The sequence below is a fragment of the Oceanobacillus sp. M65 genome, assembly GCF_052246275.1.
Taxonomy (GTDB): domain Bacteria; phylum Bacillota; class Bacilli; order Bacillales; family Amphibacillaceae; genus Oceanobacillus_B; species Oceanobacillus_B jordanicus.
Genome location: NZ_JBQQCJ010000001.1, coordinates 1,327,761 through 1,342,177 on the forward strand (window position 1 = coordinate 1,327,761; position 14,417 = coordinate 1,342,177).

The 14,417-nt window shown below is 39.5% G+C and carries 11 protein-coding genes and 1 riboswitch; of the genes, 10 read left to right on the forward strand and 1 reads right to left on the reverse strand.

Translation table 11 applies throughout. The features are described 5' to 3' along the window. Positions 1–72: 72 nt before the first annotated feature. Positions 73–2,058, reverse strand: coding sequence for a methyl-accepting chemotaxis protein (locus ACTWPF_RS06240; RefSeq protein WP_443148699.1), 1,986 nt, complete (start codon positions 2,056–2,058; stop codon positions 73–75). Positions 2,059–2,310: 252 nt separating this feature from the next. Continuing rightward, positions 2,311–2,395, forward strand: a riboswitch (cyclic di-GMP riboswitch). A gap of 158 nt (positions 2,396–2,553) precedes the next feature. Here ACTWPF_RS06240 and motA point away from each other — a divergent pair. The 10 genes from motA (at position 2,554) to ACTWPF_RS06290 (ending at position 14,245) form a co-directional block, all read left to right on the forward strand. Next, complete coding sequence (gene motA, locus ACTWPF_RS06245; RefSeq protein ID WP_443148700.1) at positions 2,554–3,339, forward strand: flagellar motor stator protein MotA; 786 nt, start codon at positions 2,554–2,556, stop codon at positions 3,337–3,339. After that, positions 3,332–4,102, forward strand: coding sequence for a flagellar motor protein MotB (motB, locus tag ACTWPF_RS06250; protein WP_443148701.1), 771 nt, complete (start codon positions 3,332–3,334; stop codon positions 4,100–4,102). Before motA ends, motB begins: the two co-directional genes overlap by 8 nt. A gap of 17 nt (positions 4,103–4,119) precedes the next feature. Next, a complete protein-coding gene (locus ACTWPF_RS06255; RefSeq protein ID WP_106897405.1) occupies positions 4,120–4,584 on the forward strand; it encodes a chemotaxis protein CheX in 465 nt (154 codons plus the stop codon). Between the two features lie 33 nt (positions 4,585–4,617). Next, entirely contained in the window at positions 4,618–6,600 is a 1,983-nt protein-coding gene (locus ACTWPF_RS06260) for a chemotaxis protein CheW (protein WP_443148702.1), read from the forward strand. Positions 6,601–6,613: 13 nt separating this feature from the next. After that, positions 6,614–7,072 (forward strand): chemotaxis protein CheW, encoded by a 459-nt coding sequence (locus tag ACTWPF_RS06265; protein ID WP_443148703.1) that lies wholly within the window; start codon positions 6,614–6,616, stop codon positions 7,070–7,072. A 23-nt stretch (positions 7,073–7,095) separates the two neighbouring features. Next, positions 7,096–7,452 (forward strand): response regulator, encoded by a 357-nt coding sequence (locus ACTWPF_RS06270; protein ID WP_106897402.1) that lies wholly within the window; start codon positions 7,096–7,098, stop codon positions 7,450–7,452. A 189-nt stretch (positions 7,453–7,641) separates the two neighbouring features. Then, entirely contained in the window at positions 7,642–9,351 is a 1,710-nt protein-coding gene (locus tag ACTWPF_RS06275; protein ID WP_443148704.1) for a methyl-accepting chemotaxis protein, read from the forward strand. Between the two features lie 111 nt (positions 9,352–9,462). Beyond that, on the forward strand, positions 9,463–10,098 hold the full coding sequence (locus tag ACTWPF_RS06280; protein WP_443148705.1) for a response regulator transcription factor: 636 nt from the start codon (positions 9,463–9,465) through the stop codon (positions 10,096–10,098). A 112-nt stretch (positions 10,099–10,210) separates the two neighbouring features. Beyond that, a complete protein-coding gene (locus tag ACTWPF_RS06285; RefSeq protein ID WP_443148706.1) occupies positions 10,211–11,905 on the forward strand; it encodes a methyl-accepting chemotaxis protein in 1,695 nt (564 codons plus the stop codon). A gap of 321 nt (positions 11,906–12,226) precedes the next feature. Beyond that, positions 12,227–14,245 carry an LTA synthase family protein gene (locus tag ACTWPF_RS06290; protein ID WP_238020680.1) on the forward strand — a complete coding sequence of 673 codons (2,019 nt, stop codon included), beginning with the start codon at positions 12,227–12,229 and terminating at the stop codon, positions 14,243–14,245. Positions 14,246–14,417: the final 172 nt, after the last annotated feature.

A 14,417-nucleotide genomic window follows, 5' to 3' on the forward strand; every position in this document is an offset into this window, starting at 1 on the left:
AATTTTAAAGAAGGTTTTTGAAGATAGACGAATATAAAAAAGAGGAGTTCTAGAAAACTCCTCTTTTTTATGTTACAACTTAAACTGTTCCACTACCTCCTGCAATTCCTCCGCCATAATGGAAAGGGAATTAGCAGAATCGGTAATTTCCTCCATGGATGCTAGCTGTTCCTCTGTTGATGCAGAAACGTTTTGTGCTGCTCCAGATGTAGTTTCAGAAATACCTGCAAGACTATCAAATGTTTCAACAAATTGGTCTGTACCTGACGAGATTTCTTGAATTTTTGAAGCAACTTGCTGGATCTGTGTCGTTACTGTATTTACAAATGATGTAATATCATTAAAGGACTGACCAGCTTCGCCAACCACTTCAATTCCTCGATCTACTTCGGTTGTACCAGTTTCCATCGCTTTGACTGCATCGATGGATTCGCTCTGTATAGATTGAATCATATTCTTAATCTGCTCGGATGATTGAGATGATTGCTCTGCAAGCTTACGAACCTCATCTGCTACAACGGCAAAGCCTTTCCCATGTTCGCCAGCTCTTGCCGCTTCAATAGCAGCATTTAAGGCTAATAGATTGGTTTGCTCTGCGATGTTCGTGATCACATCTACGATTTCCCCAATTTCTCTCGTTTTATTGCCAAGACCTTTGATGTTTCCTGAAAGTTCATGGACTGTTTTCTTAATGAATTCCATTTGTCCTACTGTTGTTCTAATTGCTTTATTCCCAGCATCAATAACAACATTAGCATCTTCTGCAGTGGAAGCAACTTCATTGGAACTGGTTGCAATCTGTTGGATGGATGAAGACATTTCCTGTGCCATTCTGGAGCTAGCATCTATGCTGCTAGATTGACTTTCCACTCCGGATGCTACATCTTGTATAGAATTTGTAATCTGTTCTGTAGCTACCGTGTTCTGTTGTGAACTCGCATTTAACTCCTCTGAGGAGGCTGCAAGGTTATTTGCTTTGTCACGTACTTGTACAATCACTTCATTTAAATGTTTTCTCATGCGATTGAAGGCATTTGCCAATTGGCCAATTTCATCATTACTATGATTTTCAACCTCGACAGTTAAATCGCCCTTACTCATTTTATCAGCAACTTCAACCAAATTATTAACTGGGCGAGTGATAGAACGAATGATGAATAGAACAACTGCAATTCCAATGACAAGCGCGATGGCAATTACAATAATTGTTTTATGGAAAATGGGCGCCACAGCATCATCTACTTCATCTTGGAACATAGAACCAGCTATCTTCCAGCCGGAAGTTTCGTTTGTTGTAAAGGCAAGCTTTTTATTTTCTCCGTCCATTTCATAACTAAACTTGCCCTTATTAGATGCATAAAGATCATCGATAAACGAAGCGGTTGCCTCCGACCCAGCCTCATTTGTAGGGTGTGTAATATAATGCTTTGTCCCGTCAAGTAAATACACATATCCTTCTTTGCCGATGTTAATCTCACCAACCATCGCTGATAAGCTATCAAGTTTTAAATTAGCTCCAATAACACCTTGTCCATCAGCAGTTGTCTTGGCAATCGTCACTACAATTACCTGAGTCGAATTTGATAGATAAGGCTCTGTAATGACCACTTCACCTTTATTTTCCATTGCCAGTTGATACCAAGGACGTTCTCGAGGATCATAATCCGCCGAATTTTTAAATTTATCAGGAGACTTTATAAAATCTCCTTCAACTGTCCCCACATAGGTTTGTTCCACATCAACCTTAGAATCTTGAATTCTATCAAGTAAAGCTTTAATTTGGTCTGTATCCTGGTCTATAAGGGCTTCCGCAGAAATTGCATTGGATAGAAAGTCCACGTTTTCCATTTGTGCCTGAAGTAGCTGATTAATCGTTTGATCTACCATTTGCAGACTTTCCTCTGCGGTATTCAGCATTCGACTATCTGTGTTACTTTTCGCACTCATGTAAGATGTATAGGCAATAATGCAACTAGGAACGAGCAACACCAGCAAAAAGGATAAAAGAAGCTTGTTCTTTAAGCTGAACTTGAATCTTTTTAATTTGAATTTCTTCATGTAATAACACCACTCTCATTGATAATTTATTTTGAAATGTACATTCTCAAGTTATATCGACAAAGAAAACAAATTATGTAGAAAAATGTAGAATAATATTTTAGCTAAAGCGGGTAGGACACTATATAATCACACTCTGCAAAAAAATTGGAGTATTGTACCAAATTTTATTTTTTACATTATCCCTAAATTATTTTTGAAATGAGACGATATAAAAGCATAGGTATTTTTAACTAATGGGACAAAATCCAATTCTAGAAAAGGCAAACTGCTTGAAAGAGTAGGACGCAAAGCAAAGGGTCTAAGGTTCTCAAGCTACGATCGCCTGGCTGCCAAAAAGATAATCAATTATTCTTTTTTGGCTATTCTACTTTTAAGGGATAGCGTTTTTAATAAGGCTGAAAAAGGTTGAACGAATATTAAAGATCCTCCTCACCTTAACGAAACCTACTAGTTAATTTTACAACTGACAACGAGATAAAGGAGACATGTGTAATGGATAAAACGTCTGTCATTGGCGTCATACTAGGTGTGATTGCAGTCGGTGTAGGGATGGTATTAAAAGGTGTAGGCGTTGCAGCATTAGTAAACCCTGCTGCCATTCTAATCATCCTCGTGGGAACAGCAGCTTCGGTGGTTATTGCCTTTCCAATGAGCACCGTTAAGAAAATTCCTTCTCTGTTTAAAATTATTTTTTCTGAAGAAAAGCAGGAAAACACGCAGGAATTAATCATGACGTTTACAGAGTGGGCTGATCAAACAAGAAAAGAAGGTCTACTATCATTAGAAAGACAAGTAGAAGAAACAGAGGATCCTTTCTTATCCTCAGGCTTACAACTTGCGATTGATGGTCAACCAGCAGAGTTTATACGTGAAGTTATGCTGGAAAAGGTAGACGCGATGGAGTCGAGACACCAGGAAGGCGCTGCCGTTTTTTCTCAAGCAGGAACGTATGCCCCGACCCTTGGAGTACTTGGTGCCGTAATTGGTTTAATAGCAGCACTAAGTGATATGAATGATATCGAAGCATTAGGCCATGCGATTTCCGCAGCTTTTATAGCTACTCTACTCGGTATCTTTACAGGGTACGTGCTATGGCACCCATTTGCCAATAAGCTAAAGGAAAAGTCAAAGAAAGAAGTGCAACGTAAAGAAGTGATCGTGGAAGGGATCCTTTCTATTACGAATGGCGATTCTGCCATGATGGTAAGAGATAAATTAGGATCATATTTATCTACAAAGGAATTAAAGGCGTTAAGGCAGGAACAGGAAGATGCGTAGGAAGAAAAAAAATAGAGAAAACCATATTGATGAATCCTGGCTCTTACCATATTCCGATCTACTTACCTTACTTGTAGCACTCTTCATTGTCTTATTCGCCATGAGTGAAATAGATTCGGAAAAGTATAACCAGCTTTCCACTGTATTCCAAGAAGAATTTTCGGGTGGGGCTAGTTTTATGGAAGAAAGCAATGCACCGAATGAATCAACTGTCGATATTCCTGAAGACGATGAGGAGCAAGAGATACAAGAAGAGCCCAAACAGGTAAGCAAAGAAGATGAAGAGCTTGAAGAGCTGGAGACAATCCAAGAGCACATTAATAGCTATATCAAAGAAGAAGAGCTTGAAGAGGTGTTTGATACACAGCTCACGGATGAAGGATTATTGCTTACGATTTTGAATGATATTTCTTTTGACTCGGGTAGTGCAGAGGTAAAAGAAAGAGGGCAGCGTCTTGCAAAGGATGTTTCAGAACTTCTCTATACAGACCCACCACATCAGATCGTTGTAAGTGGGCATGCAGACGATCGCCCCGTTTATAACGCAGAATTTGCTTCAAACTGGGAGCTTAGTGTCATGCGCGCGATTAATTTTATGGGGCTGATCCTAGAGAACGATCAGCTTGACCCAGGCAAATTTAGTGCAAAGGGATACGGGGAACACCAACCAATTGTGCCAAACAACTCGGAAGCAAACCGGGCAAAAAATAGGCGAGTAGAAGTACTCATTCTACCTAATTACGATATAACGACAAATGAATAATAAGGGGAGATAGCAAGATGACAACAACAGCCAATCAACAGAGCAAAGTTATAACACATTTACTTAATGGCACAAATACTACCATGAAATCCATTATCCCAGTAGCTCAAAACGTTTCAAAACCACAACTACTAACAGAGCCGCCAATTGTAGAGTATGGTGTGCTAATAGGGATAACAGGCGACATCAGAGGAAAAATCATGCTCTCAGGTGATCCCGCTGTCTTTAGTGGAATTGGCGGTGTCATGTTTGGAATGGCTGTGGAGGGAGAGATGCTTGTCTCTTTTAGTGGAGAGCTGGGGAATATGATAGCCGGTGGAATTGCGACCATTATCGTGAATGAAGGGCTGACAACTGATATTACAGCACCAACAGTATTACAGGGATCTACAAAGATTTCTGGTTACAAAAAAGCAATACAATTAACAGCAGGCTTTGAAAATCTTGGTGAATTAGATGTCATGTTCTTATTAGATAGCTAGTCTATAAGAATGCGAAGGTGAAAGGAAGGTTATATGGATACGAATGATTATATCGAAATATTTCTAGATGAAAGTAATGAGCATTTACAGGCAGTCAATGACCAGCTGTTAAAGCTGGAAAAACAGTCTGATGACCTTTCCATTGTGAATGAGATTTTTCGCTCCGCCCACACATTAAAAGGGATGGCAGCCACGATGGGATACGAAGATATTGCATCACTTACTCATAATATGGAAAATGTGTTAGACAAAATTAGAAACAGCTCACTACATGTTACGACAGAAGTAATCGACGTTACGTTTGCAGCCGTCGAGGCATTAGAAGAGATGGTCGAATCGATTGCAGGTGGCAACGAAGGAAAGAAAGATGTGACAGATTTACTTGCTCGCTTAGAAGCAATTGAAAATGGAAAACAGCCAGAAGAGGCTCCAGTAGCAACAAAAGCTACAACGCAAGAAAACCTGGAGCTTGATGAATACCAATTAACTGTCCTTGACCAGGCGAAGGAGCAAGGCTTTGAAGCCTACCAAATGGAGGTTGCGCTGGACGAAGGGTGTATCTTAAAAGCGGCCCGTGCCTATATGGTAGTGGAAGCGGTCGAACAACATGGTGAAATTATAAAAACATCTCCTCCTGTTGAAGAGCTTGAAGCAGGCGAGGTAGACCGTTTTTCTCTTATCGTGCTAACAAAATCTCCTGCAGCAGAAGTGAAGCAAAGTGTACATAATGTATCGGAAGTAGAATCTGCTGAGATTAGCCCGTATTCCGCGGTGAAAGAAGAAGCTGTATTAGCAACAGAAGAAATCGCTGCAACGAAAGAAGAAGCACCCACTGAGGCGAAACAAGAAAGTCATAAAGCCGTTACGTCTAAAACAATTCGGGTGAATCTTGAACGGATTGATGATCTTATGAATCTATTTGAAGAAGTAGTTATTGACAGAAGTAGATTAGAAGATTTGGCGAGTGAAATTAAAAACGAAGCCTTACAGGATACTGTCGAGCATATGTCCAGAGTTTCAGAGGACATGCAAAGCTTAATTCTTACGATGCGGATGGTTCCAGTAGAACAGGTATTTAATCGTTTCCCAAGAATGGTGCGCGGATTGGCCAAGGATCTTAACAAAAACTTAGAACTAGAGATTATTGGGGCAGATACGGAGCTAGACCGTACGGTAATTGATGAAATTGGTGATCCACTTGTTCACTTAATCCGAAATTCGATTGACCATGGTATTGAATCACCAGAGCAGCGTAAAAAAGCAGGCAAAGCGGAAAAAGGCAGCCTAATATTGCGTGCTTTCCATAGTGGAAACCATGTGTTTATAGAAATGGAAGATGATGGAGCTGGAATCAATCGTGAAAAAGTTGCTGCAAAGGCGATTGAAAATGGTGTCTTAACAGAAGCACAACTGGAAAAATTAACAGATCAAGAAGTAAATGAGCTTATCCTCGCTTCTGGCTTTAGTACAGCAGAAACAGTTTCAGATATTTCCGGCCGCGGAGTAGGACTTGATGTGGTCAAAAATAAAATTGAATCGCTTGGTGGAAAGCTATCCATTGAGTCAACACAAGGGAAAGGAAGTAAGTTTTCCATCCAGCTTCCACTAACATTGTCGATTCTATCAACACTGCTAGTTGACGTATCAAAAGAAATATATGCCATCCCACTTTCTTCTATTATTGAAACACTGATGATTGACGAAAAAGAAATTATGGATGCTCACGGACAGAGAGTGATTGATTTCCGGGGAAATATTATCCCGATCGTCTCCTTAAGAAAAGTTTTTAATATAGAAGAAACAGAAACAAATAATTCAACAGACCAGGCTATTGTGGTTGTGAAAAAAGGGAACAAGCTGACAGGAATTCTGGTTGACTCTTTCATCGGTCAGAAAGAAGTCGTACTTAAGGCGCTTGGAGCTTACTTGAAGGATGTCTTTGCCATCTCAGGTGCCACAATTTTAGGTGACGGGCGTGTGGCATTAATTCTTGATCCTAATGCATTAGTGAAATAAGGGGGGACAAACTGTGGAAGGCCTAAGAAAATTTATTGTGTTTACATTAAAAAACCAGTCATATGGAGTGGATGTCAGTCAGGTACATTCCATTGAACGTCTACAAAAAGTAACAGAGGTACCAAGAACGGCTTCTTTCATTAAAGGAGTCATCTATTTGCGCGGAAACACAATTCCAGTCATTGATTTAAGAGAGCGATTATGGATCGGTCAGACGGACACAACAGATGAAAGCCGCTTTCTGATTGTAGAGATAAAAGGAATGCAGGTTGGATTGCTTGTGGATGCTGCTAATGAAGTCTTGGATATCGGAGCAGAGGCAATTGAGCCACCGCCAGAAATGATTGCTGGAGTGGAGGCAAGATATTTAGAAGGTGTTGCTAAATTAAAGGATGAGCTGCTTATCCTTTTGGACCTAGAGCATATTCTGGATATGGAAGAAGTACAGGAAGTGAAACAAGCGATTAATTAATTTTATTTTGGAGGGTTTCAATCATGGCAAGAATTTTAGTAACAGATGATGCTGCATTTATGCGTATGCAATTAAAGGATATCGTAACAAAACTTGGACATGAGGTTGTTGGCGAAGCGGAGAATGGCCAAGTTGCAGTAGATATGTATCAAGAAGTAAAACCAGATCTTGTGACGATGGATATTACGATGCCTGAGATGAATGGTGTAGAAGCATTAAAAGAAATTAAAAAGCTGGATGCAGATGCAAAAGTTATTATGTGCTCAGCGATGGGGCAGCAAGGAATGGTTGTAGAAGCAATTCAAGCTGGGGCAAAGGATTTTATCGTCAAGCCTTTTACAGCGGACAGAATTAACGAGGCATTATCAAAAGCACTATAAAGTGAAACTTCAATTAGTGGGGCGGTTTCATCCTTCCTCCACTGATTGTTAGTTGAACGAATCGGGGTGTTAACGTCCGTTTACTCCAACTTAAACATCATGATTTCACCACATGTTTTGAAGTGGGAGTCTTACGGAAGGTTGCACCGTGATAAACAGATCAAGCTACATAGGGAAGGAACTAGGGGAATGCGGAAAAAGCTTACGTTACGAAATGTGAAGATCGGTTGGAAATACGGCTTTACCATTATACTTGTGTTTATTCTCATTGCTGCATCTACAGCCTACGTTTCTAAGTTGCTAACTGACATTGGAGACAATGTTAGAAACGTGGATATGCGGGGAAATCAAGCAGTAGATATTACGGAAATGAGCGCAATTACGAAAGAGAAAGGTGTTCCTATTTCAACCTACATGTATAATCAAAGCATGTTATCCGTGGAAGAATATGAGACCTACACGAAACAATTTAATGAGCTGGCTGAAATGATTCGGGAAAGAATAAATACTGCTGAACAAAAAGAATTATTTGAGCAAATTGTTAGCAAGGATCAAGAGATGAACGAACTTTTCATGAATGAAGTGGTTCCTACGGCGAACAAGGGAGACACATCTAATGCAGCTTCCCTTGTTTCTGAAGCTAAAATCCTTCGTTCAAGTATTGTTTTTCAACTTGATGAGTTGCGGGAAGTAATGAATGAAGAACGCTTCAAATCTACAAGGGAAACAAAGGATTTGCAAGAACTTACCTTAATCATTCAACTGGCAACGATGATTGGTAGCATTGTTATTGGTGGGGTTCTCGTTTTCGTGATTAGTAGAAGTGTATCACGTAACTTAGGCCGTGTGGTTTCTATTAGTAATCAAATTGCTGACGGCAATCTGGCTGTCGAACCAATGGATTATAAAGGCAAAGATGAGATAGGCAAACTGTCGACAGCTATTAATGGAATGACAGAACATTTGCGAAATGTCATTCATCAGGTAGCAACCGTTTCCCAAACTGTTACCAGTCATAGTGAAGAGCTGACACAGTCTGCAAATGAAGTAAAAGCGGGAAGTGAACAGGTAGCAGAAACGATGCAGGAGTTAGCAAGTGGTACGGAAACACAAGCTAATAGTGCAAGTGATTTGGCGGAAGTAATTAGTTCCTTCACCACCAAAGTGCATCAGGCTAATGACAAAGGGGCACTTGTCCAACAAGCATCCAATGAAGTAATGGTCATGACCAATGAGGGAAGCACGTTAATGGAAAATTCCACAACGCAAATGGTAGCAATAGATCGTATTGTAAAAGAGTCTGTACAGAAGATGAAAGGACTAGATGCCCAATCGAAGGAGATTTCGAAACTGGTATCGGTCATTAGAGACATTGCAGAACAAACGAACCTCCTTGCCTTGAATGCAGCGATTGAAGCAGCACGTGCTGGAGAGCAAGGAAAAGGCTTTGCCGTTGTTGCCGATGAAGTACGTAAGTTAGCCGAACAGGTATCTGTTTCGGTAACAGATATCACTGGAATCGTTACGGGCATCCAGACAGAGTCGAACAGTGTCGCCCAAACCTTGGAAACAGGCTATGCGGAAGTGGAAAAGGGGACTTCCCAATTGAGGACGACTGGAGAAACATTCCAAGGCATTCAGCTATTTGTAAATGAGATGACCAATAGCGTGAAGCAAATTTCCGAAAATCTTTCTGAAATGGCCACGAGCAGTGAAGAAATGAATCGTTCAATAGAAGATATTGCAGCTATTTCAGAAGAATCAGCAGCAGGTGTTGAACAAACATCTGCCTCATCACAGCAAACAAGCAGTTCAATGGAAGAAGTAGCTGGTAGCTCGGAACAACTTGCTAAGCTGGCAGTAGAGTTAAACGTTCTTGTTGGAAAATTTAGGTTGTAAGTATATAATAGGAAGAGGGAAAGTAGGCAGTAAGGGGAGTCGAACAATCGACTCCCTTTTTGCATGCACGAAAACAGCTAGGCCATAATAATCATAAAGGAGATTAAATAGATGAAGAAAGTCACGGTTATTTCGAGATCTGAAATAATGGATAACATTTGTAAAATTCTAAGCGAAAGTATCAACTATTACAACATAGAATCCTACAACATATTGAAGCATGGGCAGATATCTAAGCAAACACTGGATACAGACTTAGTCATTATTGAGTTAGGCCGAGACACAAATTTAGAAGAGATTCTTTCAGGTCTGAGCAATTCTACGACACTAATTGCTATTTTAATTAAAAAAATTACTGTTGAAGATTTAAAAAAGCTATTCCAGATGGGCTTCGATGGCTACTTTCATGGACGCATGGAATTAATCGAAATAAAAATGGCCATAGAATCGATATTCGCAGGAGGTCAATACGTACATCCACAACTGTGCCCAGTGCTCATGAGTGACTATATACATAAGAATCCTATAAAGGAACAAAAACCAACTGGCATTTTAAGTGAACAAGAGTGGAAGATACTTGAAGGCATTACAAATGGAAAGAAAAATTCCGAGATTGCTCAGGAATTATACCTTTCTTCATATACCGTGAATAATCATGTTAGCGCAATTCTAAGGAAGTTAAATGTTGCAGACCGGACAAGCGCCGCACTCAAGGCAGTGAAGCATAACTGGCTAATCATTCCATAATTAATTTAATATTGTTGCTTTTCTCAGAGAACTAAATACTTCTCGCTTCATGTCGATATATCTAGTAGGAAGAATCGGGCAACACGGATATTAACATGAAGAGGTGGAATAGATGAAGAAGAGATTTGGCTTCAAACGAATTAAAGGAAAAATATTATTCGGTTTCGGGATTGTCATTTTTTTGGTTGTTCTTTTATCGGCATACAATGCCTATACCGTATATAGTACAAATAAAGATATGGAAAAATTGACAGATTACCATTTGGAACTGTTAATTACCCAAGAGAAAATCACACTTGATATGCAAAACAGAACGTCCTTATTACGTGGTTATTTGTTATATGGTGATTCTAATTTAAAGGAACAATTTAATGAAGGTATTGATGAATCGATTGCTTTGGAAAACAAATTGCTCGAACTAAATGACGCAGAAGAAATTCAAACCCTAATGGAGAAAAAAATTGAATGGGGCACATTTACCGATGAAGTCCTTACAGAGTATGAGAATGGTAATGAAGATAGAGCACTGGAAATCATGTCCTTGTTTGTTCAACCATTGGAGGGAGAGATCACCAGAGCATTTCAAGAAATGGCAGCAGCTAGCGAGCAAGAGATCCAAGAGCTCGGAAAACAGACTGTAGATAGTGGTCATACCAACTTAATAGTCACCTCTGTTATTGCTGTGTTAGTAATTCTTGCTGGTGTGACAATTGCTCTTGTAACTTCAAGCAAAATTACGAAACCGATTGTGACGGTAATGCAACGGATGAAAGAGGTTGCTTCAGGAAATCTTCGACACGATGATCTTTCCATCACAACAAAGGATGAGATTAGTGAGCTCGTGTCCGCAACAAACACCATGACTACCAATACGCGACAGTTGATTATGAAAATAGGCGAGGTATCTGGTACGGTGTCCAATCAAAGCGAGGAACTTACCCAGTCAGCTAATGAAGTAAAGGCAGGCTCTGAGCAAGTTGCCATTACAATGGAAGAATTGGCTCATGGTACAGAGGAACAAGCAACCAATGCCAGCAGCTTATCTTCGGTCATGTCCACTTTTACTAAGAGCATACAGGAAACGAATGAAAGCGGAGAAAACATTCAAGCGACTTCCACTAACGTACTTGCTAAGACGAATGAGGGAGCAAGTTTGATGAATGAGTCCAGAGAGCAAATGATGAAAATTGACGAGATTGTACGGGACGCAGTGGTGAAAGTGCAAGGATTAGACCAGCATACACAGCATATTAGTCAACTTGTATCGGTAATCCAGAATATTGCGGAGCAAACGAATTTACTTGCACTGAATGCTGCGATTGAAGCAGCTAGAGCAGGGGAAAGTGGCAAAGGCTTTTCGGTTGTTGCTGATGAAGTAAGAAAGCTTGCTGAAGAGGTAGCAAAATCAGTATCCGGAATTACAGAGTTTGTAACAAATATTCAAACCGAAACACGAGCTATTTCTGTGTCGCTGAACGACAGCTATCAAGAAGTAGAACAAGGGACAGAAAAAATACAATCCACATCGGAAACCTTTACGGAGATCAATCGGTCTGTCACTACGATGGCGGATAGTATAAAAGCTATTTCTGCCAACTTAGCAGATCTGGCAGGAAAAAGCAGCAAGATGAATCATTCTGTTGAAGAAATTGCGGCCATCGCCGAGGAATCTGCCGCCGGTGTAGAAGAGACTTCCGCCTCAACTGAACAAACGAGTAGCGCAATGGAAGAAGTAGCAAACAGTTCCAAACAGCTGGCAAACTCAGCAGAAGAGTTAAATAGCCTCGTTGCCAGATTTAAAGTTTAATAAGGACAGAGTTTAAGAAATAGAGGTTTAACTTCTTTCACAGAATGGTATAATAACGTTAAAAGGTACGAAACGAAGGAAAAAAGGGACAGGAGTGCTTGTCCCTTTTTTATTTAATCTTTTTTGCAAGTTTTTGTACCATAGGTAAATTGTTCTAATTTACGTGCTGAGTTAGCCTGTGAAGCCTCACTATATATGTGAACAAGCCATACAGTAGGATATACCCGGTTCAAAATAACTTTGACCAAAGGTAATAAGTAGGGTATAATAAAAAATCGTTGTAATGTAAATTAAATGTAAAGAAAATAAGAGGTGAAGAAAGTGAAGAAATTAATATCTACGAAGATGGGATTCTTCGCTATTGCTGTTGTCTTACTCTGGTTAAAAACGTATATAATCTATTCTACTGAATTTAGTCTTGGTGTTAGTGGAGCCATGCAACAGTTTCTATTATTCTTTAATCCACTAAGCTCTGCTCTAATATTTTTAGGGCTTGCCTTATTCGCTAAAGGAAGAAAAGCGGGATTGTTTATTATCCTGATTGATGCGATCATGACATTTATTCTTTATGCAAATGTTGTTTTCTATCGTTTCAATAGTGATTTTATTACGATTCCTACATTAATGCAGACTGATAACTTTGGTAGCATTGGTGGAAGTATTGCAGATTTAGTTCAAGTTCAAGATTTGTTTTATGCATTAGATCTTGTATTGCTGATTGTTTTGTTTATTACAATGAAATCAAACTGGTCTGTTACAAGAATGAAAATTCGCAAACCGCTAACAGTTATCGTAGCAGGTGTGATTGCCTTTTCTGTTAACCTTGGTTTAGCCGAAGCGGATCGTCCGCAATTGTTGGAGCGGACATTTGACCGTAACTATGTCGTAAAATATTTAGGTGCATATAACTTCACCATTTATGATGCGATTCAAAGTGCTAAAACATCTACACGCCGTGTGCTAGCGGATAGTGATGATATTACACAAGTGGAAAACTATACGAAATACAAGTATGCTGCACCAAACGAAGAATACTTTGGTAAAGGTGAAGGTAAAAACATTATTAAGATTCACTTAGAATCCTTCCAGTCCTTTTTGATAGATTACGAGTTACATGGGGAAGAAGTAACCCCATTTCTAAATTCACTCGTACATGACGAAAGCAAAAACTTTACGTATTTTGATAACTTCTTCCATCAAACAGAACAAGGTAAAACTGCTGATTCTGAGCTAACGATGGATACCTCCCTTTATGGACTGCCACAAGGGGCTGCATTTGTAACGAAGGGAACAAATACGTACCAAGCATTACCTGCTATTTTAGATCAAGAGCTTGGTTACACAAGTTCTGTCTTCCATGGTGACGGAAAGTCTTTCTGGAACCGTGACGAAGTATACAAGCATTTAGGCATTGATGAATTCTATCATGCTGACTTTTTCGATATGAGTGAGGATAATGTAATTAATTATGGCTTGAAGGATAAACCATTCTTTGATGAATCTATGCCATATTTGGAAAACATGGATCAGCCATTCTACGCGCACATGATGACATTGACACACCACCATCCTTATTTAATAGATGAAGAGGATGCTAGCATCGCTCCTGCAGAAACGGGCGATGGTTCAGTGGACCGTTATTTCCAAACTGCGCGTTATCTTGATGAATCGTTGGAGCAATTCTTCAATGATCTAAAAGAAAAAGGGCTCTATGAAGATTCTATAATCATGATTTATGGAGACCATTACGGAATTTCTGATAACCATAACCGTGCAATGGAAGAAATTACGGGTGAAGAAATTACACCATTAAAAAATGCGGAACTTCAACGGACACCATTCTTTATTAAAGTTCCTGGTGTTGAAGGACAAGGGACGAACCACTCTTATGGTGGTCAAGTAGATGTTATGCCAACAATGCTTCATTTAATGGGCGTTGATGCGAAAGACTATATCCAATTTGGTACCGACTTGTTCTCAGAGGAGCATGAAGAAGTTGTTCCATTCAGAAACGGTGACTTTATGACACCAGAATACAGCTCTGTGAATGATGTTTTCTATGACAATGAAACAAAAGAAGTAATTGAAAACCCTACTGAAGAAATGGAAAAACAAAAAGAAGAGGTTCTGAAAGAGCTTGAACTGTCAGATGAAGTCTTATACGGTGATCTATTAAGATTCTATACACCAAATGAATCGTGGAATCCTGTTGATTCTTCCGACTATTTCTACGGAACACCGGAAGAGGAAGGCATCGTTAAATCTTCTGATTCCGAAGAGATTAAACAACCAGAAGACATTCAGGATATGGAACCAGCTACAACGGATGAAACGGAATAAACACGAAACAAAAAGGACACTGATTTGAAATCAGTGTCCTTTTTTTGATCCTTATAAATGGAGACAAGCGCAGATTTTCTATTAAATCACAAAATTTATATCGTTAACTCCTTCCATTTGCATTACAAGGAATTAATTTTGTAGCATATAATATCGTAAACAAGCAGTCAAA

Bases quoted from the DNA above. Each gene is read 5' to 3' on its own strand.
- ACTWPF_RS06240 (WP_443148699.1), bottom strand. From the start codon at position 2,058: ATGAAGAAATTCAAATTAAAAAGATTCAAGTTCAGCTTAAAGAACAAG.
- motA (WP_443148700.1), top strand. From the start codon at position 2,554: ATGGATAAAACGTCTGTCATTGGCGTCATACTAGGTGTGATTGCAGTC.
- motB (WP_443148701.1), top strand. From the start codon at position 3,332: ATGCGTAGGAAGAAAAAAAATAGAGAAAACCATATTGATGAATCCTGG.
- ACTWPF_RS06255 (WP_106897405.1), top strand. From the start codon at position 4,120: ATGACAACAACAGCCAATCAACAGAGCAAAGTTATAACACATTTACTT.
- ACTWPF_RS06260 (WP_443148702.1), top strand. From the start codon at position 4,618: ATGGATACGAATGATTATATCGAAATATTTCTAGATGAAAGTAATGAG.
- ACTWPF_RS06270 (WP_106897402.1), top strand. From the start codon at position 7,096: ATGGCAAGAATTTTAGTAACAGATGATGCTGCATTTATGCGTATGCAA.
- ACTWPF_RS06275 (WP_443148704.1), top strand. From the start codon at position 7,642: ATGCGGAAAAAGCTTACGTTACGAAATGTGAAGATCGGTTGGAAATAC.
- ACTWPF_RS06280 (WP_443148705.1), top strand. From the start codon at position 9,463: ATGAAGAAAGTCACGGTTATTTCGAGATCTGAAATAATGGATAACATT.
- ACTWPF_RS06285 (WP_443148706.1), top strand. From the start codon at position 10,211: ATGAAGAAGAGATTTGGCTTCAAACGAATTAAAGGAAAAATATTATTC.